We start from the raw sequence: 22,038 nt of genomic DNA, 5'->3' as shown, positions 1-22,038 counted from the left end.
GCTGTCAACGACGGTCCGGAATCAGGACCGGGCGCTACGGTGGGCGCCATGGCACGACGCAAGGACCAGGCGGCCCGCCGCGAGCACCTGATCGCCGCGACCCTGACGGTGATCGCCGAGCACGGCCTGAGCGGCGTCACCATGAAGAACATCGCCGAGCAGGCCGGCATCTCGCCGCGCCTGGTGGCGTACTACTACCCCGACCTCGACGGGCTGGTCGAGGCGGCCCACCAGGCCGCGACCGACCGCTACTACTGGTCTCGCCAGCAGGTGGTCGCCGGCGACCTCTCCCCCGTCGACAAGCTCGCCCGGCTCATGCACTCGGGCCTGCCCCGCGGCGAGGACCTGCTGCTCAGCCAGGTGCTCGACGAGATCTCGGTGAGCGCCAGCCGCAGCCCCATGCACGCCACCCTGATGACCCTGCTGTTCGACCGCGAGGTCTCGCTCTACACCGCCGTGCTCGAGGTCGGCCGCGCCACCGGGGTGTTCACCCTCACCGACGAGGCCGACGCCATCGCCCGCAACTTCGTGGCCCTCGAGGACGCCTTCGGCCTGCACCTGCTGGCCCACAACTCCTCGCTGACCCTGGAGCGGGCCGAGCAGCAGCTGGCGAGCTATGCCTACGCCGCCACCGGAGTCCGGGTCATCCCGGCCCGGCCTGACCTGCCGAGCAGCGCAAAGAACTAAGCACTCCGGCGGCGGCGGATCTCCTCGTTGATCGCCGGCACGATCTCGTGCAGGTCGCCGATCACGGCGTAGTGGGCCTTGGCGACCATCGGCGCGTCCGGGTCGGTGTTGATCGCCACGATCGTCTTCGCGCTCGCGCAGCCCGCCCAGTGCTGGATCGCACCCGAGATGCCGCAGGCGACGTACAGGTCGGGCGAGATCCGGCTCCCCGTCTGGCCGACCTGCTCGTGATGGGGGCGCCAGCCGAGGCTGGTGACCACCCGCGAGACACCGAGCGCGCCGTCGAGCAGGTCGACCAGCTCGAGCAGGTCGCCGAAGCCGTCGGCACTGCCCGCGCCGCGACCGGCGCCGACCACCACGCGGGCCGACTTCAGGCCGCCGGAGAGGTCCTCCTGCGCGGGCTCGGCCGACACGACGCGCGCCACCAGGTCGGCGGGCGCCACCTCCGGCGTCGTCGTGACGACGCGGCCCTCCCCCGGATTCGCTGCGGGCGTCGCCTCGACGGCATGCCCGGCGACGGTGAAGATCGCCGGCCGCTCGCCCAGGACCATGTCCTCGAGCGCGGCGCCGCCGACGACCTGCCGGGTCACCGTGAACGGCGCCAGGCCGTCGAAGGCCACCACGTTGGCGGCCATCGCCACGCCGAGGCGGGCGGCCAGGTGGGCCAGCACCTCCATCCCCCGGGGCGTCCCCGCCGCGGTCACCACCACGGAGCCGGCGGTCTCGCGCACCGACTGCACGGCGCTCGCCCAGGCGGCGCCGCCGTAGGAGCCGAACGCGTCGCCGGTGGCGTGGTGCACGTCGCGCACGCCGTACGCCGCCAGCTGGGTCGCGAGCTCCCCCGCCGGGCACGCCGGCTCGCCCACGACCACCGCGTCGACGGGTACGCCGCCGCCCGACGCGGACAGGTCGCGGGCGAAGGACAGCGTCTCGCGGGACACCTCGACCGCGCCGCTCGCGTCGGTCTCGACCAGGACCAGGATCATCGCGCCACCACTCCCAGCTGCTCGAACAGGTCGACCACCGCGGCGGCCGCGTCGGCGCCCTTGCCGAGCACCTGCACCTCGCTCGGCTGCGGCGGAGGCAGCCGGAGCCGGCGCCGGTTCGGGCCCACCGGCTGGGTGCTGGGCGCGCGTCGCTCGATCTCGACCTTCTTCGCCTTCATCCGCCCGGGGACCGTCGGATAGCGCGGCTCCACGCCGCCCTCGAGCACGGTGACCACCGCGGGCAGCGGCACCCGGTAGGTCTCCCTGCCCTCGGGCCCCTTGACGCCGGCGACGACGTGACCGTCCTCCACCGCGATCGTCGCCGCCCCGTTGACCACCGGTCGGCCGAGCTCGTAGGCGAGCCGGATCCCGACCTGGAAGTCGCCGGTGTCGGCGGCGTCGTTGCCGAGCAGCACCAGGTCGTGCGGCCGCCCGGCAGCCTCGTGGTCGCGGATCACGGCCGCGATCTCGCGGGCCACGTCGGCCGGCCCGAAGCCGCCGGGGTCGGCCTCGACGTGGGTCGCGGCGGTACAGCCCACCGCGAGCGCCGAGCGCAGCTGGTCGACCGCCTCGGGCTCGCCCAGGGTCAGCACCGAGGCGCTGCCTCCCGTCGCGGTGGCGATCTGCACCGCCAGCTCGACCGCGCACTCCTCGTGGTTGCTCAACGTGAAGCCGGCGTAGCGCCCGTCGACCGACTGCTCGTCGTCGGTGAGCACCACCTCGCCCGTGGAGTCGACGACCCGCTTCACGCAGACCAGGACGTCGAGCGCCTCGCTCATCGGATGCGCTCGTTCCCCGGGTCGAGCAGCGCCGTGGCGTCGACCGAGGCGACGGTGACCGGGTACAGCTCCTCCATGTAGGACACCGCGAGCTGGTTGCCGAGCACCGCCTGGTCGGGCGGGAGATAGGCCAGCAGCACGTGCTTGCCGAGCGAGGGCGCGGAGCCCGCGCTGGTCACATAGGGGTGATGCCCGTGCCCGTCGGTGAGGGCGCCGCCGTCGCGGGTCAGGATCGGCTCACCGCCCAGCATGTAGCGCTTGATGCCCGACGCCGAGGTGTGGTCGTCGACCGTCATCGTGCACAGCACCGCGGCCGGCGCCTGGTCGCGCTGGGCGAGATAGGCCGCCTTGCCGACGAAGTCGGCGGCCTTCACCTTCGGGCGCTGCATGCCGGCCTCGACGATGGTGCGCTCCGAGTCGAGCTCGTAGCCGTAGGCGCGGTAGCCCTTCTCGATCCTCCCGGTGGTGCCGTAGACGCCGATGCCGACCGGCACGGCGCCATGGGGCTGGCCCGCCTCGAGCAGCGCGTCCCACAGCCGGGCGGCGTCGTCCATGGCGACGTAGAGCTCCCAGCCCAGCTCGCCGACGTACGAGATCCGCGAGGCGAGCACCGGCACGCCGGCAGCGGTGATGTCGCGACAGGTCAGGAAGCCGAAGCCCTCGTCGGACACGTCGTCGCCGGTCAGGGACGCGAGGATGTCGCGGGCGCGCGGCCCCCACAGCCCGATCGTGGAGACCTGGTCGGTGACGTCGGCCAGGGTGGTGGCGGGATCGGTGATCTGGTCGCTGAACGTCTTGCGGTCGGCCATGCCGTGCGCACCGCCGGTGACCACCCGGAAGCGGTCCTCCCCCAGCCGCATCACAGTGAGGTCGGACAGGAAGCCACCGTGGGCGTTGAGGACCGGCGTGTAGATCACCTTGCCGACGGCGACGTCGCACTGGGCGACACAGGTGCGCTGCACGGTGTCGAGCGCACCGGGCCCGGTGATGTCGAAGACCGCGAACGCGGACAGGTCCACCACTCCGGCGGCCTCGCGCATGCGCAGGTGCTCGGCGTTGATGATCGGGCTCCACCAGCGGGCGTCCCACTCGTGCTCGCGCGGCATCACCGCGTCGCCGTACACCTCCAGGAGCGGGGCGTTCGACTCGTACCAGTGCGGCCGCTCCCAGCCGGCGGTCTCGAAGAAGAAGGCGCCGAGCTTGACCTGGGCGTCGTGCATCGGGGCCAGCCGCTGGTCGCGGTCCGACTCGTACTGCTCGGCCGGGTGCACGATGCCGTAGGTCTTGATGAACGACTCGGTGGTGCGTAGCCGGGTGTGCTCGCGGCGCATCTGGTGGGTGTGGAAGCGGGCGATGTCGCTGTGGTGGACGTCGATCTCGGACCAGCCCTGGGTCATCCACTCGGCGACCGCACGCCCGACGCCCGGCCCCTCCTTGATCCAGACCGCGGCCGCCGTCCACAGTCCCTTGACCTCGCTCTCGCCCAGGATGGGCGCGCCGTCGCAGGTCAGCGACAGCAGGCCGTTGATCGCGTAGCGCATCTCGGCACCCTCGGCGCCGAGCAGCTCGGGCATCAGCTCGTAGGCCTGCTCGAGCTGCGGGTCGAAGTCCTCGGAGGTGAACGGCAGCTCGGTCGGCGAGAGCTTGGACTGCTCGATCGAGGGGATGTCCTCGGGCTCGTGCAGGATCGCGCGGTGGGCGTACGAACCGACCTCCATGTCGGCGCCGTGCTGGCGCTCGTAGCAGAAGGTGTCCATGTCGCGGATGATCGGGAAGGAGATCTCGCCCTCCCGCTCGGCGAGCTGCGGGCACGGGCCGACGCTGATCATCTGGTGCACGGCCGGAGTGAGCGGGATGCTGATGCCCGCCATGTCGCCCAGCTTGGGGCTCCACACGCCGGCGGCGATCACGACGTGGGTGGTCTCGATGTCACCGCCGTCGGTGCGGACGCGGACGATCCTGCGGTGGCCGTCGGCGCCCTCCTCGGTGTCCATCCCGATCACCTCGACCGTGGGCACGACGGTCAGCTCGCCGGTGGCGAGGGCCGCCTCCCGCATGATGGTGCCGGCACGCAGCGAGTCGACCACGCCGACGCTCGGCGTCCAGAACGCCCCGATGAACTGGTCGGTCTCGATGAAGGGCACCTTCTCCTTCACGAACTCCGGGCTCACCAGCTCCGACTCGATCCCCCACGCCTTCGCGCTCGACATGCGCCTGCGCAGCTCCTCCATCCGCTCCTCGGTGCGCGCGATCTCGAAGCCGCCGGACTGCGTGAAGACGCCCATCTCCTGGTACTGCCGCACCGAGTCGAGGGTGAGGTCGGTGATCTCGCGGGAGTGGTCGACCGGGAAGATGAAGTTCGACGCGTGGCCGGTGGAGCCGCCGGGGTTGGGCAGCGCTCCCTTGTCGATCTGCACGATGTCGCGCCAGCCCAGGCGCGCGAGGTGGTGCACCAGGCTGTTGCCGACGATGCCCGCGCCGATCACGACGACGCCGGCCGAGGTGGGAACGGTGGCCATGGGGACTCCTTGGAAGGTGAGTCGGTGGGTTGCGTATTGCGCAACTGAATGCGTCATACGAGACAGATCTAGAATCACCCGCGCCCGGCCGGGTGTCAATGCCCGGGATCGGCGCTCGAGTTTGGGGCGCGCTGTAACACGGAGTCCGCCGCCCTACCGGGCCCGGGACGTCGCGAAACGGGGTCCGTACGGGTCCGCTACAGACGACCTGCGTCGTGAGGAGCAGCCGACAACGTGTTACAGCGGTCGCACACTCGCGCGCTCGAACCAGCACGTCGGCGTACGTCGGCGCACTGCGGCGTCCGGCCGGGGCACGGGCGTCAGCGTCGGGTCGCGCTGTAACACGGAGTCCGCCGCCCTACCGGACCCGAGACGTCGCGAAACGGGGTCCGTACGGGTCCGCTACAGACGACCCACGTCGTGAGGAGCAGCAGACAACGTGTTACAGCGGTCGCACACCCACCACACCCGCGAACAACGTGTTACATCGCCCCGCGCCAGCCCGCGCCCCCGCACCCCACCCAGCCACAGGGACGCGGGGCTGGCTCCACTCAGCGCGAGGTCACTGCAGCCAGGCGTCGACCTTGTCCTGGTTGTCGGCGATCCACTTGTCGGCGGCGTCCTCGGGCTTCATGTCGTCCTCGGCGATGTACTTGGCGACCTGGTTCTGGTCGTCATTGGTCCATTTGAAGTTGGTGACCAGGCCGACGCTCGGGCCGCCCTCCTTCTGCCACGACGTGGAGACGATCTTCTTCAGCTCCGTCTCGGGGTAGTCGCAGGCGACCTTGGCCGGGACGTCCTGGCAGCCGTCGGTGTACGGCGGCAGGGCCACCTTCTCGAGCGGGACCTCGGCGAAGAGCCACTGCGGCTCGTAGAAGTAGCCGATCAGGAACTCCTTGTTCTTCTCGGCCTGCTGGAAGGCGGTGATGCTGGCCGCCTCGCTGCCGGAGAAGACCACCTTGAAGTCGAGCTTGAGGTTGCTGATGATCGCCTCGTCGAACTGGACGTACGACGGGTCCGCGCCCAGGAACTGGCCCTTGCCGCCCGACTCGGAGGTGGCGAACTCCTTGGCGTACTTGTTGAGGTTGTTCCAGTCCAGGATATCGGGATGCTCCTTGGCGAGCCACGGCGGGACGTACCAGCCGATGATGCCGACGTTGCCGTTCGGGCCGAGGTCCGCGGCACTGCCGTCGCCCTGCTCGGCGAAGAACTTCTTCTCGAGGTCGGGGTGGCCCCAGTCCTCGATCACGACGTCGACCTCGCCGGTGCCGAAGCCCTGCCAGGAGACGTCCTCCTTGAGCTCCTTGTAGTTGACCTTGCAGCCGAGCTGCTCGCTCGCGACGCGCCCGACCACGTAGCTGCTGGCCTCGTCGCCGACCCACGGGTTCACGGCGATGTTGAGCTCGCCGCAGTCGCCGGAGCCGCCGGCCTTGGACTCGTTGGCCTTGGTCTGCTCGTCGATCGTACCGCCGCCACAGGCCGCGAGCAGGATCGCCACGGACGCCGCAACCGAGGTGAGGCCGGTCGCCCTCCATCTGATGTGTCGCACTCTTTCTCCTTGGTTGTCGTGTCGGACGTGATGCGTGCTGGGCACTACCGAGAGGCCGGAGCCCCGGAGCGGTGCGCGGCCGCCCGGGCGATCCGGTCGACCATGATCCCGAGGAGGACGATGCTGATGCCGGCCGCTGCGCCCTTGCCCCACTCCTCCGAGCGCGCGAAGCCGAGCACGACGTCGTACCCGAGCGCGCCGGCGCCGACCAGGCCGCCGATGACGGCCATCGCCAGGACGTAGAGCAGGCCCTGGTTGGCGGCGAGCACGAGCGAGGGGCGCGCCATAGGCAGCTGCACCTTGACGATCTCCTGCCAGCGCGTGGACCCGGTGGACCGGCCCGCCTCGATCGTCGACGGGGACACCGCGCGTACGCCGTCGGCCACCAGCTTGATCGCGACCGGCGCGGCGTAGACGACGCCCGCGACGATCGCGGTGAACCGGGTCGGGCCGAAGAGCGCCAGCACCGGGATCAGGTAGACGAACGGCGGGATGGTCTGGCCGGCGTCGAGGGTCGGGCGGAGCACGACGTCGACCGCCCGGCTGCGCGCCATCGCGACGCCGAGGACCACCGCCATCAGCATCACCAGGACGGTGCCGACCAGGGTCATGTTGAGGGTCACCATCGCGTCGTGCCACAGGCCGAAGAAGAGCAGGCCGGCGATGCAGACCACGGTCGGCAGCGCGGCCCGGATCCCGCCCACGACCACCGCGAGGGCGAGCAGGGCGCCGGCGGCCAGCCACCACGGCGACTCGGCCAGCAGCGACTGCAGCGGGTCGAGCAGCACCGAGCTGACCAGGTCCTTGAAGCCCTGGGTGAAGCCGCGGAAGGTGTCGGTGAACCACACGAAGAAGCTGTCGACGCCGTCGGCGACCTTCGGCGTCCACCCGAGGTCGTCGAACTCGGCCGCCCACGGGTAGGTGCGCGAGAGGTAGAGCGCGACCACGACCGGCACGGCGGCCCCGGCCAGCACGATCCGGCGCCGGCGCAGGTCCAGCCCGCCGCGGGCGGCCTTCTCGGAGTGCTCGCTGGCCGCGGTCGTCGAGCGGTCCAGCATCACCGCCATCACCACGATCAGGGCGCCGGGCACGAACGCGCCGCCGACGTCGTTCTTGACCAGCGCGTCCAGCACCGGCTGGCCCAGCCCCGGGCCGTCGACGTACGACGCGATGGTGGCCATCGACAGCGCCGCCATGATCGTCTGGTTGAGCCCCACGACGATGGTCTTGCGGGCCATCGGCAGCTGCACCTTCGTGAGCCGCTGCCACCAGGTCTGGCCCGCGGAGTCGGTCGCCTCGATCGTCGTGCCCGAGACGTTGCGGATGCCGTGGCCGGCGATCCGGATGATCGGCGGCAGCGCGTAGACCAGGGTGCAGACGACCGCGCCGGCGGCGCCGATGCCGAAGAACAGCACGATCGGCAGCAGGTACACGAAGGTCGGCATCGTCTGGAAGATGTCGAGCACGGTGTTGGTCACCGCGTTGACGGCCCGGTTGCCCGTGCCGACCAGGACCGCGAGCGGCATCCCGATCAGCACCGACACACCGACCGCGACGAAGGTGACGATCAGCAGGTCGATGGCGTCCGACCAGTAGCCGAAGGCGCCGAACGAGACGAACGAGAGCGCCACCAGTACGGCGATCCGCCAGCCGGCGACGGCCAGCCCGACCCAGGTGGCGACGGCGGTGACGCCGAGCCAGCCGATCTGCGGCACCGGGCGTGGGAAGTCGGGGACCGACACCAGCCGCTGGAACCAGTCGACCACCGAGGTGAACCAGGCGCCGATGTCGTAGGTGAACTGGATGACCGGGTTGTCGGCCCGGCCGGCCAGGACGTCGTCGCGGAAGTTGCCGAGCGCGGTCTGCACGTCGGTGTGCTCGCGGCCGGCCGGCGTCAGGGTGTGGCTGCCCTTCGTCAGTGCCCACACGGCCACCCAGAGCAGCACCACGCCGAGCGCCCAGGCCCACCGGGGCACGGGGCCGAGCGAGCGGGAGGCCGGCGGGGCCGGGGCGAGGGTGGCGGTCACGACTGCGCCTGTTCCTCCGCGACCACGACGCGCAGGATCGCGTCGTCGTCGACGATCCCGATGACGCGGTCGCCGTCGACGACGCGCACCGGGTGCTCCGAGGCCAGCGCGGCCTTCGCGGCCTGCCGGACGATGGTGTCGCAGGACATCACCGGACCGTCCATCGAGTCGTCGGGCCGCGGCTCGCGCATTACCCACTTCAGGGTGAGGACGTGGGAGCGCGGCACCTCGGAGACGAAGTCCCGCACGTAGTCGTCGACCGGCGCGCCCACCACCTCGTCGGGGGCGCCGACCTGCACGATCTCGCCGTCGCGCATGATCAGGATCCGGTCGCCGAGCTTGAGCGCCTCCTGGAGGTCGTGGGTGATGAAGACCATCGTCTTGCGCAGGTCGCGGTGCAGCCGGATCACCTCGTTCTGCATGTCCCGCCGGATCAGCGGGTCGAGCGCCGAGAAGGGCTCGTCGAACAGCAGGATGCTCGGGTCGCCCGCGAGCGCCCGGGCCAGGCCGACGCGCTGCTGCATGCCGCCGGAGAGCTGGTCGGGGTAGGAGTGGGAGAAGCCGTCGAGGCCGACCAGCGAGACGACCTCCTCGGCCTTGGCCCGTCGCTCCTTCTTCTTCATGCCGCGGATCTCCAGCCCGTAGGCGATGTTGTCGATCACCTGGCGGTGCGGCAGCAGCCCGAAGTGCTGGAAGACCATGGAGACCCGGTTGCGGCGCAGCTCGCGGAGCTGGGCGGCGGAGGCGGTCGTGACGTCGATCCCGTCGATCAGCACCGAGCCGGCGGTCGGCTCGATCAGCCGGGTCAGGCAGCGCACCAGGGTCGACTTGCCCGAGCCCGAGAGCCCCATCACGACGAACACCTCGCCGGGCGCCACCTCGAAGGACACGTCCTTCACGCCGGCGACGCAGCCCGTCTTGGCCTTGAGCTCGGCGCGCGAGAGCTGCGCGTCGGGCGTGCCGATGATCCGGTCGGCGCGGGGGCCGAAGATCTTCCACAGGCCGCGCACCGACAGCGCGCTCTCGGCGAGCGCCTCGGTCGCGGTGTCCTTCTCGGTCGCCACGCTCATCTGTGCTCCTCACGGTTGCGGCTGTCGCCGGGTGGATGGAGTGGCATGTCGTCGCGGTAGCGGTAGTACGGCACGTCGAGCGCCGGCAGCGGCGTGTTGCCGGCGATGAGGTCGGCGGCCTTCTCGGCGACCATCATCACCGGGGCGTAGATGTTGCCGTTGGTGACGTAGGGGAACACCGAGGCGTCGACGACCCGCAGCCCCTCCGTGCCGTGCACCCGCATCGAGGCGGGGTCGACCACCGACATCTCGTCCACGCCCATCTTCGCCGTGCACGAGGGGTGCAGCGCCGTCTCCGCGTCGGCCCGCACCCAGTCCAGGATCTCCTCGTCGGTCTCCACCGCCGGGCCGGGCGACAGCTCGCCGGCGTTGTACGGCGCGAAGGCGGGCTGGTTGAGGATGTCGCGGGCCACCCGCACCGCCTCGACCCACTCCTTGCGGTCGGTCGGGGTGGAGAGGTAGTTGAACTGCAGGCTCGGGTGCACCCGGGGGTCCCGGCTCTTGATCCGCACCCAGCCCCGGGTGTCGGCGTACATCGGGCCGATGTGGACCTGGTAGCCGTGCGCGCCCTTCTCCAGGTTCGCGGGGGCCGAGCCGTCGTACCGGATCGCGATCGGCAGGAAGTGGAACATCAGGTTGGGGTAGTCCACCTCGTCGTTGCTGCGGCAGAAGCCGCCACCCTCGAAGTGGTTGGTCGCGCCGAGACCGCTGCGGTGGAAGAGCCACTGGTAGCCGATCCGGGGCCGCTCGCGCAGCCGCAGGCCGGGCGCTATCGAGACCGGCTGCTTCGAGGCGTACTGGATGTAGACCTCGAGGTGGTCCTGGAGGTTCTCCCCCACCCCGGGCAGGTGGTGCACGACGGGGATCCCGTGCCGGCGCAGCAGCGCCTCGTCGCCGACCCCCGAGAGCTGGAGCAGCTGGGGGGTGTTGATCGCTCCCCCGCACAGGATGACCTCGCCGGCGCTGACCGAGTGGGCGCGCCGGGCCTGCGCGTAGTCCACGCCGACGGCCCGCCTGCCCTCGAAATTCACCTTCGTGACGAAGGCGTAGGTCTTGACGGTGAGGTTCGGGCGGCTCCTGACCGGGTGCAGGTAGGCCCGGGCCGCCGACCAGCGACGCCCGCGGTAGACATTGCGGTCGAAGCGGGCGAAGCCCTCCTGGCGGTAGCCGTTCACGTCGTCGGTGAGCGGGTAGCCCGCCTCCTGGGCTGCCTGGAAGAAGGCGGCGAAGAGCGGGTTTCGCGCCGGGCCCTGCTCCAGCCGGAGCGGCCCCTCGCCTCCCCGCCAGTCGTCGGCCCCCACGCTGCCGTCGACGAGGTAGCGGGTCTCCATCCGCTTGAAGTAGGGCAGGCAGTGCAGGTAGTCCCAGCTCTCCATCCCCGGGTCGCGGGCCCAGCGCTCGTAGTCCATCGGGTTGCCCCGCTGGAAGATCATCCCGTTGATGCTGCTCGACCCGCCGAGCACCTTGCCCCGGGCGTGGAAGACCCGCCGCCCGCCCAGGTGCGGCTCCGGGTCGGTCTCGTAGCGCCAGTCGTAGAGCCGGTTCCCGATCGGGATCGGCAGCGCCGCCGGCATGTGGATGAAGGGGTCGATCCGGTAGTCGGAGCGGCCCGCCTCCAGCACCAGCACGGTCGTGCCGGGGTCGGCGGAGAGCCGGTTGGCCAGGGCGCACCCCGCGGAGCCTCCCCCCACGATCACGTAGTCGTACCGCTCCGCACCCATCTGAGCCCCGTCCCGTCTACCCGGCGAACCAGCGCTGCTCGGCCGGTCGGATGTTGTGCCACACGTGCTTGGTCTCGCGGTACTCCTCCAGCCCGGCCAGGCCGAGCTCGCGCCCGGTGCCGGACTGCTTGAAGCCGCCCCACTCCGCCTGGGGGACGTACGGGTGGTAGTCGTTGATCCACACCGTGCCCATCCGCAGCCGACCGGCGACGCGCTGCCCCTTGCCGGCGTCCTGGGTCCACACCGCACCGGCGAGGCCGTAGATGCTGTCGTTCGCGATCCGGACCGCCTCGTCCTCGTCCGCGAAGGTCTCGACGGTCAGCACCGGGCCGAAGGACTCGTCCTGGGTCACCGACATGTCGCTGCTGCAGCCGTCGAGCACGGTCGGGAGGTAGTAGTAGCCGCCGGCCAGCCCGGGATGCTCAGCATCGTCGGGACGCCGGCCGCCGCAGCGCAGCACCGCTCCCTCGGCGAGCCCGGCGGCGACGTACGCCTCCACCTTGTCGCGGTGGGCACCGCTGGTCAGCGGCCCGGTCTCGGCCTCGTCGTCGAAGGGGCCGCCCAGCCGGATCCGCTCGGCACGCGCGACCAGCGCGTCGACGAAGTCGTCGTGGATCGACTCCTCCACGAGCAGCCGGGCGCCGGCCGAGCACACCTGGCCGGAGTGCAGGAAGACCGCGGTCAGCGCGAAGTCGAGGGCGACCTCGAGGTCGGCGTCGGCGAAGACGATGTTGGGGTTCTTGCCACCCAGCTCGAGGGCGACCTTCTTCACGGTGCCGGCCGCGGCCGCCATCAGCCGCCGTCCCGTCGCCAGGCCGCCGGTGAAGGAGACCAGGTCGACCCGGGGGTCCTCGGCCAGCGGCGCACCGGCGTCGGGGCCCGCGCCGAGGACCAGGTTGCCGACGCCGGGCGGCAGCCCGGCCTCGGTGAGCAGCCGCATCAGGTGGATCGCGGTGTGGGGGGTCAGCTCGCTGGGCTTGAGCACGAAGGTGTTGCCGGCCGCGAGGCAGGGCGCGACCTTCCAGGCGACCTGCAGCAGCGGGTAGTTCCAGGGAGCGATCAGCCCGCACACGCCGACCGGCTCGTGGACGATCCGGCTGACGACGTCGGGGTTCCCGGTGTCGACCACCCGGCCGGCGTCCTCGGCCGCGATCCGGCCGTAGTGGCGGAAGACGCCGACGACGTCGTCGATGTCGTACTCCGACTCGACCAGCCGCTTGCCGGTGTCGAGCGACTCCATCCGGGCCAGCTCGGCCTTGTCGCGGACGAGCAGGTCGGCGACCCGGAGCAGCAGGTCGCCCCGCTCGCGGGCCGGCGTACCGGGCCAGGGGCCGGCGTGGAAGGCCCGGTGGGCGGCGGCGATGGCCGCCCGGGTGTCGTCGGCTCCTGCCTCGTCCACCTCGGCGACGAGGGTGCCGTCGGCGGGACAGTGGATCGCCCGGCGACCACCGGCGACGGGGGCGCACCACTCGCCGTCGACGAAGAGATCGGGCACCGCGCCACCCCCTTTCACGGAACGGTGTTGCGTATGACGCACATCGCTTCTCGCTGCGCAACGCTTTGAGAATGCTGCGATCCCGCCGTCCCGTCAAGGACCCGGTGTGATCCAGTTCACCCGAGGTTCACTCGCGCCAGCTCCAGCCGAGGCGGTGGGAGATCTCTCCGGCGGCGGCCAGGCACTGCGGGATGACGGCATCCAGCCGCTCCGCGGACAGCCGGAAGGTGGGCCCGGAGACGCTGATCGAGGCGATGACGTCGCCGTGGGCGTTGCGGATCGGCGCGGCCACGGCGGTCAGTCCGACCTCGAGCTCGTCGATCGCGAGCGAGTAGCCCTGCTCGCGGATCGTCGCCAGCTCCTTGCGCAGCTGGGCCTTGCTGGTGATCGTCGCCGGCGTGAACCGGGCGAGGGAGCCGAGCGCCTCGGCGAGCTGCTCGGGCGTGAGCTCGCTGAGCAGCACCTTGCCGTTGCTCGTCGCGTGCAGCGGGATGTGCTGCCCGACCCAGTTGTGGGACTGCAGCGCGGAGGAGCCCGCGACCTGGTCGAGGTAGAGCGCGGCGTGCTCGGCGCGCACCGTGAGGTTGACCGTCTCCCCCGTGTCCGCCGCGAGCTGACGGGTGATCGGGCGCGCCTCCTGCACCAGGTCCAGGCGCGCGGTCGTGGCGCCGGCGAGGCGGAGCAGGCCGACGCCCAGCGAGTAGCGCCCCCGGTCCCCCGCCTGCTCGACGAGCCGGTGCGCCTCCAGCGTCGAGACCAGCCGGAACGCCGTGGACTTGTGGACGTCGAGCTCGGCCGCGATCTCGGTGACGCCGGCCGTGCCGAGCCGGGCCAGCACCTCGAGGATGGTCAGCGCCCGGTCGACCGACTGGACACTGGCCGGCTCACTGTTGCTCATGGCGCAACGATAGGCCCGGCCCGGGTCAGCGGAACACCACCGTGCGGTGTCCGTTCAGCAGGACCCGGGACTCGGCGTGCCACCGCACGGCGCGGGAGAGCACCTGAGCCTCCACGTCGCGGCCCGCGGTCACCAGCTGGTCCTGGTTGTAGCCGTGGTCGACCCGTACGACGTCCTGCTCGATGATCGGCCCCTCGTCGAGGTCGGCGGTGACGTAGTGGGCCGTCGCGCCGACCAGCTTCACGCCTCGGTCGAAGGCCTGGTGGTAGGGCTTGGCGCCCTTGAAGCTCGGCAGGAACGAGTGGTGGATGTTGATCGCCCGGCCGCTGAGCTCGGCACACATCCGGTCCGACAGCACCTGCATGTAGCGGGCCAGCACCACCAGGTCGATGTCGTGCTGGGCGATCAGCTCGCGCAGCCGGTCCTCGGCCTGCTCCTTGGTGTCGGAGGTGACCGGGATGTGCACGAACTCCAGGCCGTGGGCCTTCGCGAGGGGCTCGGCGTCGAGGTGGTTGGACACGACGACGGGGATCTCGATCTGGAGCGACCCGGTGCTGTGGCGGAAGAGCAGGTCGTTGAGGCAGTGCAGGTGCTTCGAGACCATGATCAACGTGCGGTAGGGCGCCTTCGCGTCCCACAGCTCGAAGGTCATCTCGAAGCGCGCGGCGACCTCCGCGAAGTCGGCGCGCAGCGCGTCGGGGCTCACCCCCGCGCCGTCGACGACGAAGTCCAGGCGCATGAAGAAGGTGCCCGTGATCTGGTCGCCGAACTGCTGGCTCTCGATGATGTTGCCGCCGTGGGCCACCAGGAAGCCGGACACGGCGTGCACCACGCCCGGCCGGTCGGGACAGGTGAGGACCAGGACGAAGTCACCGGCCGGGGCGCTGGCCACGCCCCCGACGCGCTCGGCCACGCGCTCAGTCACCGAGCTCGGCCCGGCGGCGGACGACGTACTCACGCAGCTCCTCCTCGATGGCGGCGTCCAGCGGCGGCGGCTCGTAGTCCTCGAGCCGCTTGCGGTAGATCTCCTCGGCGCGGGCGTTGGCGTCCTTGCCGCCGTTGCGCATCCAGCGCTCGTAGTTCTCCGAGGAGGAGAGCAGCGGGCGGTAGAAGCAGGTGCGGAAGCGCTCCATGGTGTGCATCGCGCCGAGGAAGTGCCCGCCGTGACCGACCTCCTCGTGCGCACCGAAGGCCATCGAGTCCTCGTCGATCTCCAGCGGCGTGAACTCGGCCTGCATCATCTGCAGCAGCTCGATGTCGACGATGAACTTCTCGTAGCCCGCGACCAGGCCGCCCTCGAGCCACCCGGCGGAGTGCATCACCCAGTTCGCGCCGGCGAGGAAGGTCGGCAGCATGGTCATCAGCGCCTCGTAGCCGGCCTGGGCGTCGGCCACCTGCGAGGAGGTGAGCCCGCCGCCGGTGCGGAACGGGAGGCCGAAGTGGCGGGCGATCTGGCCGGTGCACAGCAGACCGAGACCCGACTCGGGGGTCCCGAAGGTCGGCGAGCCCGACTGCATGTCGATGTTGGACAGGAAGGACCCGAAGATCACCGGGGTGCCGGGCCGGATCAGCTGGGAGAGCGCGATCCCGGAGAGCGCCTCGACGATCTGCTGCACCAGGGCCGCGGGGATGGTCACCGGCGACATCGCGCCCATCAGGATGAACGGCGTGAGTACGACGGGCTGTCCCGCGCCGGAGTACTCGAACTGCGCCTCGAGCATCCGGTCGTCCCAGCGCAGCGGCGAGTTGCAGTTGATCAGCGAGATGGTCGCGGGCGTCTCCTCGATCGCCTCGCGCGAGCCGAACAGGATCGAGGTCATCGCCAGCGTGTCGGCGGCGTTGACCCCCGAGACGACGTTGCCCATGTAGACCTTGTCGGTCAGCGTCTGCAGGGCGAGGGTCATGTCGAGGTGGCGGCTGTCGAGCGGGGTGTCGTTGGGCTCGCAGATGACGCCGCCCGCGGAGTCGAGGATCGGGAACGACTGCGCGAGCTTGGTGAAGTTCGTGAAGTCGTCCATGGTCGCGTCGCGGCGCACCTCGCCCTGACGCACGAAGGGCGGGCCGTAGACCGCACCGAAGGCCATCGAGTCGCCGCCGATGTGGATGCTGTTGGCCGGGTTGCGGGCCTGGACGTCGAACTCCGCGGGCGCCTTGGCGACCTGCTCCAGGACGAAGTCGGGGTCGAGGAACACCGTGTGGTCCTCGACCCGCTGGCCCGCTCTGCGGAACAGCTCGAGCGCGCGTTCGTCCATGAACTCGACGCCGATCTCGGTCATCAGCCTGCGCCAGCCCTTGTCGAGGGTGGCCATCGCCTCCGCCGAGAGCACCTCGTAACGCGGCATCCGGTTCTGGAACATCGAGCCTCCTAGGGTCCTTGACCGGGAATCGCTTCGCATCCTAGCCTCATGATATGGAAACCGAGTTCCACATCATGGAACTCTTCGCGACCGAACGGAACCCCCTGGTGAGCATCCGATGAGCACTCCCCCGACGACCGGCACGCAGGCGGTGGACCGCGCCGCGCTGCTGGTCGCGACGGTCGTGCGCGCCGACGAGCCGTTGGCCTTCGCGGACCTGCAGGAGATCTGCGGGCTGCCCAAGTCGACGACCTCGCGGATGCTGGCCGCCCTCGAGCGCACCGAGCTGCTCGAGCGCAACGCCGCCGGCTCCTATGTCGCCGGTCCCCTGTTCTGGCTCTACGCCGCCCGCCACGACCCGTGGGAGGAGCTGGTGCGGCTGGCCCGGTCCACGATGGACAAGGTCGGCGCCGACACCGGCGAGACGGTGCACCTCTCGGTGTGCCGCGGCGACCGGGTCGTGCAGGTCGCGCAGGTCGACTCGACGTACCTGCTCGGCACTCGCGACTGGACCGCCGTCGACGTACCCGCGCACACCTCGGCCCTCGGCAAGGTGCTGCTGGCGCACGAGGTCGTCGACCTGCCGGCCGGCGAGCTCGAGCAGCCGACGCCGCACACGATCACCGACCGCGACGTGCTGCGCCGCGAGCTCGCCCAGGTGCTGCGCCGCGGCTGGGCCAGCACCGTCGACGAGCTCGAGATCGGGCTGTCCGGCGTCGCCGCGCCGGTGCGCGGCAGCGGCGGTGAGGTGGTGGCCGCCCTCGGCATCTCCGGCCCCACCCCGCGTCTCGCCGAGCGGCGCGACGAGATCGGACGACAGTTGAGCGACCGAGCGGAGCAGCTATCCGGGCTGCTGCGTCGGCACACGCGCAAGGAGGGCGTGGCATGACCCCAGAAGAGATCCTGCAGGGCCTGTACGACGAGACGCTGGTCGGCAACGGCCCGCGCGTGCTGGAGCTGACCAATGACGGGCTGGCGCTCGACATGGAGCCCCAGACCCTGCTCTTCGACGCGCTCATCCCCTCGCTGGAGGAGGTCGGCGCCCGCTTCGAGCGCGGCGACTTCTTCGTGCCCGAGATGCTCATCGCCGGCCGGGCGATGGCCGGGGCCATGGAGCGGCTGCGCCCGCTGCTGGCCGAGACCGGCGTCGAGACCATCGGCAAGTTCCTGATGGGCACGGTCAAGGGCGACGTCCACGACATCGGCAAGAACCTGGTCAACATCATGCTGGAGGGCGCCGGCTTCGAGGTCATCGACCTCGGGGTCCAGGTCGCGCCCGAGAAGTTCGTCGCGGCGATCGAGGAGCACCAGCCCGACATCGTCGGGTTCTCGGCCTTCCTCACCACCACGATGCCGATGTTCAAGGCCAACATGAACGCCTTGGAGAAGGCCGGGATCCGCAACGACGTCATCGTCATGGTCGGCGGCGCGCCGGTCACCCAGGAGTACGCCGACGCCGTGGGTGCCGACGGGTACGCCGCCGATGCCTCCCAGACCGTGAAGCGGGCCAAGGCGCTGCTCCACGAGAAGCGCGCGACGGTCCCCGCATGAGCGCCCCTCGCCTGGAGACCCGGCTGCGCTCGGCCACCCAGGAGGTGGTGATCGGCCACGACACCCGCTTCTGCCTGATCGGCGAGCGGATCAACCCGACCGGGCGCCGGATCTTCCAGGAGCAGCTGCGCGCCGGCGACCTCTCGGCGATCGAGCGCGACGTCCAGGCCCAGGTCGAGGGCGGCGCCGACGTCCTCGACGTCAACATGGGCGTCCCGCTCACCGACGAGGCCGACCTGCTCGCCAAGGCGATCACGATGGTCCAGAAGCTCACCGACAAGCCGATCTGCATCGACTCCTCGGTCGTCGAGGCACTGGAGGCCGGATTGGCGGTCTACCAGGGCCGGGCGCTGGTCAACTCGATCACCGCCGAGGACGAGCGGATGGCGCAGATCCTGCCCCTGGTCAAGAAGTACGACGCCGCGATCATCGCCCTGCCCAACGACGAGGACGAGATCCCGATGGAGGTCGAGAAGCGGATCGAGCTGACCCGCAAGATCATCCGGGTCGCGACCACGGAGTACGGCATCGCCCAGGCCGACATCGTGATCGACCCGCTCGCCATGCCCATCGGCGCCGACGGGACGGTCGCGCTGACCTTCTTCGAGACGGTGCGCCGCATCCGCGACGAGTTCGGGGTCAACATGACCTGCGGCGCCTCCAACGTCTCCTTCGGGATGCCCTCGCGGCACGCCCTGGGTGCGGGCTTCCTGCCGATGGCCATGCAGGCCGGCCTGACCTCCGCGATCATGGACACCCGCACGCCCCAGATCGTCGAGGCGGTCAAGGCCGCCGACCTGCTGCTCGGTCACGACGAGTGGGGTGGCGCCTGGATCGCCGCGCACCGCGCGCGGCAGGCGGCGACGGCGTGAGGCCCGGATGAGCTCCGACCCCGAGGCGCCGGGCCCGGACTTCTCGCTCGACCACGTCGGCCGCGAGGGGCTGATGGCCAGCCCCGGCACCGAGCTGGCGGCCCACGACGGCACCGGCCGGGTCGAGCTGTCGTTCACCGTCGAGGACGCCGGCGGCGCCCCGCCCACGCAGCGCAGCGTGCGGGTGCCGCCCGGCGTGACGGTCTTCGACTCCGCGTCGTGGAACGGCATCGCCATCGACTCGACCTGCGGCGGCCACGGCACCTGCCACAAGTGCAAGGTGCGCGTCGACACGGCCACGCCGATCTCGCGCCACGACGTGCGCACCTTCAGCCGCGACCAGCTCGACGCGGGCTGGCGGCTGGCCTGCCTGGTCCAGGCCACCCGCGACCTCAAGGTCGACGTACCTCCGCTGACGACGCGCCCCAAGGCGGCGACCGTGGGCGTCGGGCGCCAGGTGATCCTGCGTCCCGCCGTCCAGAAGAGGTACGTCGAGCTGACCGAGCCCGACCTGGCCGACCAGCGCACCGACCTCGACCGGCTGCTGGCCGCGATCGACGACCTCGCCCCGCAGCCCGACCTGCACGCCCTCCGGCGACTGCCCCACGTGCTCCGGGCCGCGGACTGGAAGGTCACCGCCGTCGTGGTCGACGAGGTGCTGGTCGACGTCGAGCCCGGTGACACCACCGCGCAGCGCTACGCCATCGCCTTCGACCTCGGCACCACCACCGTGGTGGCGACCCTGCTCGACGTCGCTCTCGGCACCCCGGTCGGCGTGGCGTCCATGCTCAACAGGCAGCAGCCCTACGGCGGCGACGTGATCACCCGGATCAGCGCGACGATGCTGGACCCGGAGGCCCTGCCCCGGCTCCAGCAGGCGGCGTCCGCGACCCTCGCGGAGCTGGCCGCACAGGTCTGCCGCGAAGGCGACGTCGACCCGCAGCAGGTCTACGAGGTCGCGATCGCCGGAAACGCCACGATGACCGCGCTCGTGCTCGGCATCGATCCCGAGCCGCTCGGCGTGGCGCCGTTCGTGATGTCGACCGCACTCCCGCCGACCGTGCTGGCCGGCGACGTCGGGCTCGACCTCCATCCCCGCGCCCGCGCGGTCTTCTTCCCCGCCCTCGGCGCCTACGTCGGCGGCGACATCGTGGCCGGGATGCTCGCCACCGGGATGGACCGCGACAAGCGGACCCGGCTGTTCATCGACGTCGGCACCAACTGCGAGCTCGTGGTGAGCGACGGCGACCGGATCCTGTCGACCGCGGCGCCGGCCGGGCCGGCGTTCGAGGGCGGCGCGATCCGGTGCGGCATGCGCGCCGCGGACGGCGCCATCGAGGTGATCAAGCTCGGCACGACGCCCGAGGACGCCGTCCGGCTCGGCGTGATCGGCGACGTCGAGCCGAAGGGCCTGTGCGGCTCGGGCCTGGTCGACGCCGTGGCCGAGCTGGTCCGGGTCGGGCTGCTCGACGCCTCGGGCCGGTTCGTGCCCGACGAGCAGGCACCCGAGGTGGCGCCCGCGCTGGCCGACCGGCTGACCAGGATCGGCGAGGAGCGGGTCTTCGTGCTGCACCGGCCGCACCCGGACGCCGTCCCCGAGGAGTGCGTGGTGCTCTCGCAGCGCGACGTGCGCGAGCTGCAGTTCGCGAAGGCGGCCATCTCCACCGGCTGGACGCTGCTGCTCGAGGAGCTCGGGCTGGAGCACCGCGACGTGCAGCAGGTGCTGATGGCCGGCTCGTTCGGCAGCTACATCTCCCCCGCCTCCGCCGTCCGGATCGGGCTGGTGCCCAAGCTGCCCGTGCTGCGCATCGTGTCGGCCGGCAATGTCGCCGGCGAGGGAGCGAAGATGGCCCTGCTGTCCGTGCGGGAGCGGGCGGGCGCGGCGGCGCTGCTGCAGGAGGTGACCTATGTCGAGCTCTCCGACCGCCCCGACTTCAACGACCGCTTCGTCGACCAGCTCGCCTTCTGAGGGCGTGCACCTGATCGCCTGCGGCGCGCTGGCCCAGCCCGCGGCCGAGATCGCCGCGCGCCACGGCTGGCCGATCACGGTCCATCCCCTCCCCCCGCTGCTGCACAACCAGCCGCAGCTGATCGCCGGCGAGGTCCGCCCACTGGCCGAGCGGCTGCTCGCCGCCGGGCACCGGGTCGCGATCGGGTACGCCGACTGCGGCACCTACGGCGCGCTCGACGCCGTGTGCGCCGAGCTCGGCGTCGAGCGGCTGCCCGGGCTGCACTGCTACGACGTGATCGCCGGTCCGGAGCGGCTGGCGCGGATGTTCGAGGAGCAGCCCGGCAGCTACGTGCTGACCGACTTCCTGGTCCGCTCCTTCGCCCGCACCGTCGTGCGCGAGCTCGGCCTGGACCGCTACCCCGAGCTGCGCGACGACTACTTCGGCTCCTACACCCGCGTGGTCTGGCTCGCCGAGCAGCCGGACGACGAGCTGCGCCGGCTCGCCGCGGAGGCCGCGGCGACGATCGGGCTGCCGCTCACCGTCGTCGACGCCGGTCAGGCCGGCCTGGAGGCGGCCCTGGCCGGCCTCATCCCGCGAAGCGCAGCCGGTAGCGACCGGGCGTGACCCCGACCTCGGCGATGAAGCTGGCCCGGAAGGTCGCGGGCGAGACGTAGCCGGCGTCGTGGCCGATCCGGTCGAGCGACAGCTCGGTCGTCTCGAGCAGGCGCTTGGCGATCGCGATCCGCTCGGCCGCCACCCAGCGCATGGGCGTGGTCCCGACGTCACGGTGGAAGCGGCGGGCCAGGGTGCGGGGCGAGGCGGCCGCCGCCGCGGCGAGCCGGTCGAGGGTGATGTCCTCGTGCAGGTGGGCGTGCACCCAGGCGCGCAGCTCGTCGAGCCAGTGGGCCTGCTCGGTCAGCGGCTCCGCGGCGACGTACTGCGCCTGGTCGCCGTCGCGGTGCGCGGCGATCACCAGGTTGCGCGCGATGGTGTTCGCGGCCTGCTGGCCGTGATCGGTGCGGATCAGGTGGAGGCAGAGGTCGAGGCCGGCCGCGGAGCCGGCGCTGGTGAGCACCCCGTCGTCGACGTAGATCGCGCGCGCGTCGACCTCGACCGCCGGGTAGCGACGCTGCAGCAGGTCGGCCCAGCGCCAGTGCGTCGTGGCCCGGTGGCCGTCGAGGACGCCCGCCTCGGCGAGCGCGAAGGCCCCGCTGCACAGCGAGACCATCCGGGCGCCGGCCGCCGCTGCCCGACGCAGCGCCCGCACCAGCGCCGGGTCGACCGGCTCGTCGGGACGGATCGCCGGGACCAGGACGGTGTCGGCCTCGGCGAGCGCCGCGAGCGGCCGGTGTGGCGCCAGCCGGGAGCCGCCGTGGACCCGCACGCCCCGGAGGTCGCCGTGGAGGGCGACGTCGTAGAGCGGGCTCGCGTCGCGGTCCCAGTCGTAGCCCAGCGCCTCGAGCGGCATGCCGATCTCGAACAGGGTCATCCCGTCGACGACCGGGACGGCGATCGAGCGTCGCGAGGACATGGCAAGAATCTAGCATTCAATGTCGATTCTGCCACTACTGCAGA

General features: G+C 71.4%; 18 protein-coding genes. 6 read left to right on the top strand and 12 right to left on the bottom strand.

Annotated elements, in window-relative coordinates; translation table 11 throughout:
• Positions 1-48 precede the first annotated feature (48 nt).
• Positions 49-687 (top strand): TetR/AcrR family transcriptional regulator, encoded by a 639-nt coding sequence (locus JOD66_RS25080; RefSeq protein ID WP_204839502.1) that lies wholly within the window; start codon positions 49-51, stop codon positions 685-687.
• On the opposite strand, the gene JOD66_RS25075 is transcribed toward JOD66_RS25080, so the two are convergent.
• The 11 genes from JOD66_RS25075 to JOD66_RS25025 all read right to left on the bottom strand — a co-directional run bounded on the left by JOD66_RS25075 (position 684) and on the right by JOD66_RS25025 (position 16,088).
• Positions 684-1,673 carry an electron transfer flavoprotein subunit alpha/FixB family protein gene (locus tag JOD66_RS25075; RefSeq protein WP_204839501.1) on the bottom strand — a complete coding sequence of 330 codons (990 nt, stop codon included), beginning with the start codon at positions 1,671-1,673 and terminating at the stop codon, positions 684-686. The two genes, JOD66_RS25080 and JOD66_RS25075, sit on opposite strands and share 4 nt — an antisense overlap.
• Positions 1,670-2,452, bottom strand: a complete 783-nt coding sequence (locus tag JOD66_RS25070; protein ID WP_204839500.1) for an electron transfer flavoprotein subunit beta/FixA family protein — start codon at positions 2,450-2,452, stop codon at positions 1,670-1,672. The genes JOD66_RS25075 and JOD66_RS25070 overlap by 4 nt, the downstream gene beginning before the upstream one ends.
• The gene (locus JOD66_RS25065; RefSeq protein ID WP_204839499.1) at positions 2,449-4,971 is read right to left on the bottom strand and encodes a GcvT family protein; all 2,523 of its coding nucleotides are present in this window, start codon (positions 4,969-4,971) and stop codon (positions 2,449-2,451) included. Before JOD66_RS25065 ends, JOD66_RS25070 begins: the two co-directional genes overlap by 4 nt.
• 562 nt (positions 4,972-5,533) lie before the next feature.
• Positions 5,534-6,520, bottom strand: coding sequence for an ABC transporter substrate-binding protein (locus tag JOD66_RS25060; protein ID WP_307823710.1), 987 nt, complete (start codon positions 6,518-6,520; stop codon positions 5,534-5,536).
• 44 nt (positions 6,521-6,564) lie between these two features.
• Positions 6,565-8,547 carry an ABC transporter permease gene (locus JOD66_RS25055; protein WP_204839498.1) on the bottom strand — a complete coding sequence of 661 codons (1,983 nt, stop codon included), beginning with the start codon at positions 8,545-8,547 and terminating at the stop codon, positions 6,565-6,567.
• Positions 8,544-9,617, bottom strand: a complete 1,074-nt coding sequence (locus tag JOD66_RS25050) for a quaternary amine ABC transporter ATP-binding protein (RefSeq protein ID WP_204839497.1) — start codon at positions 9,615-9,617, stop codon at positions 8,544-8,546. The genes JOD66_RS25055 and JOD66_RS25050 overlap by 4 nt, the downstream gene beginning before the upstream one ends.
• Positions 9,614-11,338: a choline dehydrogenase gene (gene betA / locus JOD66_RS25045; RefSeq protein WP_204839496.1), complete on the bottom strand. Its 1,725-nt coding sequence runs from the start codon at positions 11,336-11,338 to the stop codon at positions 9,614-9,616. The genes JOD66_RS25050 and betA overlap by 4 nt, the downstream gene beginning before the upstream one ends.
• 16 nt (positions 11,339-11,354) lie before the next feature.
• Complete coding sequence (locus JOD66_RS25040) at positions 11,355-12,833, bottom strand: aldehyde dehydrogenase family protein (RefSeq protein ID WP_204839495.1); 1,479 nt, start codon at positions 12,831-12,833, stop codon at positions 11,355-11,357.
• A 127-nt stretch (positions 12,834-12,960) separates the two neighbouring features.
• Positions 12,961-13,731 carry an IclR family transcriptional regulator gene (locus tag JOD66_RS25035; RefSeq protein WP_204839494.1) on the bottom strand — a complete coding sequence of 257 codons (771 nt, stop codon included), beginning with the start codon at positions 13,729-13,731 and terminating at the stop codon, positions 12,961-12,963.
• A 25-nt stretch (positions 13,732-13,756) separates the two neighbouring features.
• Positions 13,757-14,689, bottom strand: coding sequence for a formyltetrahydrofolate deformylase (gene purU, locus JOD66_RS25030; RefSeq protein WP_443678805.1), 933 nt, complete (start codon positions 14,687-14,689; stop codon positions 13,757-13,759).
• Positions 14,649-16,088: a trimethylamine methyltransferase family protein gene (locus tag JOD66_RS25025; RefSeq protein ID WP_204839493.1), complete on the bottom strand. Its 1,440-nt coding sequence runs from the start codon at positions 16,086-16,088 to the stop codon at positions 14,649-14,651. Before JOD66_RS25025 ends, purU begins: the two co-directional genes overlap by 41 nt.
• A gap of 118 nt (positions 16,089-16,206) precedes the next feature.
• Here JOD66_RS25025 and JOD66_RS25020 point away from each other — a divergent pair, with 118 nt between their 5' ends.
• From JOD66_RS25020 to JOD66_RS25000, 5 genes are read left to right on the top strand one after another with little or no spacing between them, the layout of a single operon-like run.
• A complete protein-coding gene (locus tag JOD66_RS25020; protein ID WP_204839492.1) occupies positions 16,207-16,977 on the top strand; it encodes an IclR family transcriptional regulator in 771 nt (256 codons plus the stop codon).
• Complete coding sequence (locus tag JOD66_RS25015) at positions 16,974-17,639, top strand: cobalamin B12-binding domain-containing protein (RefSeq protein WP_179725637.1); 666 nt, start codon at positions 16,974-16,976, stop codon at positions 17,637-17,639. The genes JOD66_RS25020 and JOD66_RS25015 overlap by 4 nt, the downstream gene beginning before the upstream one ends.
• Positions 17,636-18,511, top strand: coding sequence for a dihydropteroate synthase (locus JOD66_RS25010; protein ID WP_204839491.1), 876 nt, complete (start codon positions 17,636-17,638; stop codon positions 18,509-18,511). The genes JOD66_RS25015 and JOD66_RS25010 overlap by 4 nt, the downstream gene beginning before the upstream one ends.
• Before the next feature lie 7 nt (positions 18,512-18,518).
• A complete protein-coding gene (locus JOD66_RS25005) occupies positions 18,519-20,480 on the top strand; it encodes an ASKHA domain-containing protein (RefSeq protein ID WP_204839490.1) in 1,962 nt (653 codons plus the stop codon).
• A 4-nt stretch (positions 20,481-20,484) separates the two neighbouring features.
• The gene (locus JOD66_RS25000) at positions 20,485-21,087 is read left to right on the top strand and encodes a DUF1638 domain-containing protein (RefSeq protein ID WP_204839489.1); all 603 of its coding nucleotides are present in this window, start codon (positions 20,485-20,487) and stop codon (positions 21,085-21,087) included.
• Here JOD66_RS25000 and JOD66_RS24995 read toward each other — a convergent pair.
• A complete protein-coding gene (locus JOD66_RS24995; protein ID WP_204839488.1) occupies positions 21,050-21,994 on the bottom strand; it encodes a GlxA family transcriptional regulator in 945 nt (314 codons plus the stop codon). The two genes, JOD66_RS25000 and JOD66_RS24995, sit on opposite strands and share 38 nt — an antisense overlap.
• Positions 21,995-22,038 lie beyond the last annotated feature (44 nt).

This window comes from Nocardioides nitrophenolicus, assembly GCF_016907515.1.
Classification (GTDB): domain Bacteria; phylum Actinomycetota; class Actinomycetes; order Propionibacteriales; family Nocardioidaceae; genus Nocardioides; species Nocardioides nitrophenolicus.
The sequence above is the reverse complement of the archived record's forward strand: the minus strand, read 5'-3'. Positions and strand labels throughout refer to the sequence as shown.

Bases quoted from the DNA above. Each gene is read 5' to 3' on its own strand.
- JOD66_RS25080 (WP_204839502.1), top strand. From the start codon at position 49: ATGGCACGACGCAAGGACCAGGCGGCCCGCCGCGAGCACCTGATCGCC.
- JOD66_RS25075 (WP_204839501.1), bottom strand. From the start codon at position 1,673: ATGATCCTGGTCCTGGTCGAGACCGACGCGAGCGGCGCGGTCGAGGTG.
- JOD66_RS25070 (WP_204839500.1), bottom strand. From the start codon at position 2,452: ATGAGCGAGGCGCTCGACGTCCTGGTCTGCGTGAAGCGGGTCGTCGAC.
- JOD66_RS25065 (WP_204839499.1), bottom strand. From the start codon at position 4,971: ATGGCCACCGTTCCCACCTCGGCCGGCGTCGTCGTGATCGGCGCGGGC.
- JOD66_RS25050 (WP_204839497.1), bottom strand. From the start codon at position 9,617: ATGAGCGTGGCGACCGAGAAGGACACCGCGACCGAGGCGCTCGCCGAG.
- betA (WP_204839496.1), bottom strand. From the start codon at position 11,338: ATGGGTGCGGAGCGGTACGACTACGTGATCGTGGGGGGAGGCTCCGCG.
- JOD66_RS25035 (WP_204839494.1), bottom strand. From the start codon at position 13,731: ATGAGCAACAGTGAGCCGGCCAGTGTCCAGTCGGTCGACCGGGCGCTG.
- JOD66_RS25025 (WP_204839493.1), bottom strand. From the start codon at position 16,088: ATGTTCCAGAACCGGATGCCGCGTTACGAGGTGCTCTCGGCGGAGGCG.
- JOD66_RS25020 (WP_204839492.1), top strand. From the start codon at position 16,207: ATGAGCACTCCCCCGACGACCGGCACGCAGGCGGTGGACCGCGCCGCG.
- JOD66_RS25015 (WP_179725637.1), top strand. From the start codon at position 16,974: ATGACCCCAGAAGAGATCCTGCAGGGCCTGTACGACGAGACGCTGGTC.
- JOD66_RS25010 (WP_204839491.1), top strand. From the start codon at position 17,636: ATGAGCGCCCCTCGCCTGGAGACCCGGCTGCGCTCGGCCACCCAGGAG.
- JOD66_RS25005 (WP_204839490.1), top strand. From the start codon at position 18,519: ATGAGCTCCGACCCCGAGGCGCCGGGCCCGGACTTCTCGCTCGACCAC.
- JOD66_RS24995 (WP_204839488.1), bottom strand. From the start codon at position 21,994: ATGTCCTCGCGACGCTCGATCGCCGTCCCGGTCGTCGACGGGATGACC.